General features: G+C 65.1%; 4 protein-coding genes. 2 read left to right on the top strand and 2 right to left on the bottom strand.

The features are described from left to right. Positions 1–231 precede the first annotated feature (231 nt). Complete coding sequence (locus J0I79_RS03595) at positions 232–726, bottom strand: hypothetical protein (protein ID WP_292855350.1); 495 nt, start codon at positions 724–726, stop codon at positions 232–234. A gap of 101 nt (positions 727–827) precedes the next feature. Here J0I79_RS03595 and J0I79_RS03600 point away from each other — a divergent pair, with 101 nt between their 5' ends. Further along, on the top strand, positions 828–1,424 hold the full coding sequence (locus J0I79_RS03600) for a DUF922 domain-containing protein (RefSeq protein ID WP_292855353.1): 597 nt from the start codon (positions 828–830) through the stop codon (positions 1,422–1,424). 237 nt (positions 1,425–1,661) lie between these two features. On the opposite strand, the gene J0I79_RS03605 is transcribed toward J0I79_RS03600, so the two are convergent. Continuing rightward, the gene (locus J0I79_RS03605; RefSeq protein ID WP_292855351.1) at positions 1,662–3,194 is read right to left on the bottom strand and encodes an acid phosphatase; all 1,533 of its coding nucleotides are present in this window, start codon (positions 3,192–3,194) and stop codon (positions 1,662–1,664) included. 388 nt (positions 3,195–3,582) lie between these two features. Here J0I79_RS03605 and J0I79_RS03610 point away from each other — a divergent pair. Beyond that, positions 3,583–4,550, top strand: a 968-nt coding sequence (locus J0I79_RS03610) for a cytochrome c peroxidase (protein ID WP_292855352.1), incomplete at its 3' end; no start/stop codon positions are given.

Below are 4,550 nucleotides of genomic sequence, written 5' to 3' on the forward strand. Positions count from 1 at the left end.
CTCCGTCGCGGAGACCCTAGGATCCATGCCGTGACGTCAGAGCCGCGCTGCGGTCCAGAATTCCGACCCACCGCGTACCGTCCTACGTTACCCCCATGGTAACGCGTTGGGAGAACATCCTGATTCTGCTGCATTCTTCGGCGAAGTTCCCGGCATGGATCCTAGGGGTCTGCGCCGCGTCGCTTCGCTCCTTGCTCCGCCCTAGGATGACGAAGTGTGGTGTGGTCCCCCTCAATCCCCATCCGCGGGCTTGGCCTTCCCGCACTGCGCCAGCACCTTGCCGATGGCCGCTTTCGAGCCCTTCAGCGGAAAACTGTTGGCGCCATATTTGGCCGAGCCGACCGTCACATCGCCCTTGCCGCGCAAGAGGTCGAGCAGCGGGTCGGCTTTCTCCAGGTCGGCGACGAGATAATTGTACATCTCCTCCAGCTGCAGCGTCTTCGTCACCGTCTTGCCGTCGGCCTTGAAGTCGAACGCGCCGCTGAAGCCGGGCTCCAGTTGCGGGCCGCCCTCGCCGAGATCGTAGCTCAGCACCGGCTTGTCGAAGCAGGTCAGCATCAGCTGCGCACCGCCCTTCGGCCCACCGCAGACGGAAGCCGTCAGCACGCTGCCGCCTTCGTCCTCCTCCATCTTGGCGCTCCAGCCGCCGCAGGACGCAGCGAAGGCCGATTGCGAGCAGACCAGCGCCATCAGGGCACCGGCGGCGACGAGATACCAGTTCTTCATGACTTCCCCCCAGATTTGCAGCACCGGACGCCAGCATATAGGAAAAGCTGTTCCGTGGCATTGCCTCTTCGGCAAGGCCGCGCGCCTTGGAGAGAGCGGTGCTGAGAAACTGTGTTCGCCTGTGTCTGTCGGCAGCCGCCTTGCCGGCCTTGCCGCTCGCCGCCCATGCGCAATGGAAGCCGGTCGAGAAGGTCGAGACCTACGCCATTTCAGGCCAGTCGGGACCCGAGCTCTACCGCTCGATCGGCGAGAACGGCCCGAATGTCGGCGTTGCCCGCGCCATCGCCCACACCAATTTCAAGCTGACCTGGACCCGGGATTATCAGGCCCGCGCGGGCGCCTGCGTGCTGGTCTCGGCCAGGCCGAAGCTCATCATCACCTACACTTTGCCAAGCCCGTCGGCGCCGCTGCCACCCGCCATCCAGAAGAACTGGGAGGTTTTCCTCGCCGGCGTCAGCGCGCATGAAAAGGTGCATGGCGCCGAGATAATCGACATGGTGCGCAAGATCGAGGCGGCGACTGTGGGGCTGACGATCGCCGATGACCCCAAATGCTCAAAGATCCGCGTCGAGATGACCAAGCGCCTGTCCGAACTTTCCCAGGCCCAGCGCCAGGCGAGCCGTGAATTCGACCGCGTCGAACTCGGCAAGGGCGGCAATCTGCAAAAGCTGATCCTGGCGTTGGTGAATGGCGGTTGAGAGGTCGCTGAGGCACTTGGCGTCGCGTTCCTTCGCCCCCCTCTGTCCTGCCGGACATCTCCCCCACGAGGGGGGAGATTGGATGTCATCGACGATTTCGCCAATTGTTGACGTTGCAAGAATAAGCGAGGCGCCCAAGCTGCCAATCTCCCCCCAAGTGGGGGAGATGTCCGGCAGGACAGAGGGGGGCGCCGTAGAGCGCTATCGCTGCCGTGCAGCCATCCGGCGGCAAAAGCCTCAGCGCGTCAAATCAAGCGCCGCTGACAAATCCCCCATCGGTGGCTCGCCATTGGCCGCCAGCGCCTTGTCGCGGGCGACGATGCCGGAGAGCACCGGCAAATCGTAACGCGCGGTGATGAAGCGCAGGATCGAGGTCGTGTCGTATTGCGTGTGATCGACCGTGCCCATCTTGGCATAAGGGGAAATGATGAAGGCCGGGATGCGGTTGCCCGGGCCCCAGCGGTCGGCCTTGGGCGGCGCGACGTGATCCCAGAAACCGCCATTCTCGTCATAGGTGACGACGACCAGCATGTGGCCCCATTGCGGGCTCTTCTCCAGATGCGAGACGAGGTCGGCCAGATGCTGGTCGCCCGAGGTCACGTCGGCATAGCCCGAGTGCTCGTTGAGGTTGCCCTGCGGCTTGTAGAAGGCGACCTGCGGCAGCTTGCCATCGTCGATCGCCTTGATGAATTCGGCGCCGTCGAGACCGCCGTCCCTCAGATGCTCGGTCCGCGCGGCGGTGCCGGGCGCGTAGGCGGCGAAATAGTTGAACGGCTGGTGGTGGAACTGGAAGTTCGGCACCGGTGTCGCGTTCTTGCCGTCGAGCGTCGCCTGCCAGGCGCCGCCATACCAGGCCCAGCTCACCCCTCTGAGCGACAGCAGGTCGCCGATGGTCACATCGTGCTGCGGTGGCAGCGTGGTCGGCGCGGCCGGATCGGCCAGCGCCTTGTCGCCGTCCGCGGCCGGCTTGTTGGCGCTCGGCTGATAGGGCGGCTGCATGGTGTTGACCGCGTAGAAGTCGGGCGTGATGGCGCCGTCATTGACGAATTTCGGCACGCCGCCCAGCGCCGAAGCCGGCGAATTGTCGGCCACCTTCAAGGTCGTGCCGTCGGCCTCGACCACCGCGATCTGACCCTTGATCGGGCTGGTATCGGCATGCGGGTAGACCGGCGTGCAGGCGCAGGCGAGCTGGAAATGGTTGAGGAAGGAGCCGCCGAAGGCGCCCTGGAAGAAATTGTCGGCCAGCACGTACTTCTTCGCCACCTGCCACATCGGCAGGCCGGAGCCGTCATAATGGCCCATCACGAGGCCACCGGAATCGGCCCAGGCCGCGAACTTGTCGTTCTTGCCGCCGTCGATCTGCATCTGCTCCTGATAGAAACGGTGCCAGAGGTCGCGCGTGATGACCGATGTCTTCTCGTTGAAGCCGCTGGCGTCGTCGATGGCGAAGCTGGCATTGGCGAGATGCGCCGACTGCGCCTCGGTCACCACGGGCGTCACACCCTTGGCGGTCAGCCCGCCCCAGGCCGGCGGCAGTTCCGAAAGCGGCTTGCCGTCACGGTCGAGCTGGCGCGCCTGGTCGACCGAGACATTGGCCAGCCCATTGGCGCCGGGGAAGCCGCCATAGAGATTATCGAAGCTGCGGTTCTCGGCGTAGATGACGACGACGGTGTCGATCTTGTCGAAGCCGGCGGGCGCGGCGTGAGCGATGCCGGCCAGCGATGCCAGCGCCGTGGAGGCGAGGCAGAGCGAGAGGAAGGACTTGGTCATGGAAAGATGCCTCGTGGCTGGGGGATGGCTGGAGGAACCGGGCGACGCTAGGGGCGGTGGTTGTCAGCTTTGTGACACCTTTGCGGGTGCGTGTGGATAGCAGGAGAGGCCGGCGGGACAGCGCCCCCCTCTGTCCTGCCCTCTTTGCCGTCACTTGGCATCTCCCCCACGAGGGGGGAGATTGGCAGTTTCGCTGTCGCGCCGTTCAAACTTTGGTGATTGGCGAAAGCCGGTGTGACGGCCAATCTCCCCACTTGTGGGGGAGATGTCCGGCAGGACAGAGGGGGGCGCCACAGAACTCGGTTCAGGCAAAGTCGAGCTCGCTGAAACCGGTCATCAATCCGTAGCAATAGCCCCCTAGGCCAAGCCAAACTGGACTGTATTGCGCATGACACGATGGAAATCCGCCACCTTCGCATTGGCCGGCCTCGCCTTCCTCTGGCCAGCCGATGGCCTGCCGGCGGACGGCGTCCATCCAGGCCCCCTATCACGCGCGCAAGCCTTCGCGCGCGCCGAGGCGCTTACCGCGCTCGGGCGCAAGATGTTCTTCGACCCGGCGCTGTCGGCCTCGGGAAAACAGGCGTGCTCGTCCTGCCATGATCCGCATCACGCCTTCGGGCCGGCCTCGGCCGCGCCTATCGAGATGGGCGGGCCGAACCTCGACCGGCCCGGCCTGCGCGCCGTGCCGTCGCTGCGCTATCTCCAGGCCGCACCCGCCTTCACCGAGCATTTCTACGATTCCGAGGATGAGGGCGACGAGAGCGTCGACAACGGCCCGACAGGCGGCCTGACCTGGGACGGCCGCGCCGACCACGGCAAGGACCAGGCAAAAATCCCCCTGCTCTCGCCCTTCGAAATGGCCAACAAGGACGCCGCCGCCGTCACCGATGGCCTGCGCAAGGCCGCCTATGCCGACGAGTTCAAGGCTGCCTTCGGCAACGATGTCTTCGACCATCCCGACGATGCGCTCGACGCCGCCGCCGAGGCGCTCGGAACGTTCGAGCAGAGCGCGGCCGATTTCTATCCCTATTCCAGCCGCTACGATGCCTTCCTGGCTGGCAAAGCAACGCTCAGCGCGCAGGAATTGCATGGCCGCGAACTGTTCGAGGACGAAACCAAGGGCAACTGCGCCAGCTGTCACCTCAGCGAGCCGGCCAATGACGGCGAGCCGCCGCAATTCACCGATTTCGGCCTGATCGCCATCGCCGTGCCGCGCAATCCGGCCATCCCGGCCAATGCCGACCCGGCCTATATCGATCTCGGCCTGTGCGGCCCGCTGCGCACCGATTTCCATGGCCGCGCCGAATATTGCGGCCTGTTCAAGACTCCGACGCTGCGCAACGTGGCGCTGCGCAA

Source organism: Mesorhizobium sp. (genome assembly GCF_017306585.1).
In the GTDB taxonomy this organism is placed as follows: Bacteria; Pseudomonadota; Alphaproteobacteria; order Rhizobiales; family Rhizobiaceae; genus Mesorhizobium.

Excerpts from the sequence above, each read along its gene's own strand:
- J0I79_RS03595 (WP_292855350.1), bottom strand. The coding sequence starts at position 726 with ATGAAGAACTGGTATCTCGTCGCCGCCGGTGCCCTGATGGCGCTGGTC.
- J0I79_RS03605 (WP_292855351.1), bottom strand. The coding sequence starts at position 3,194 with ATGACCAAGTCCTTCCTCTCGCTCTGCCTCGCCTCCACGGCGCTGGCA.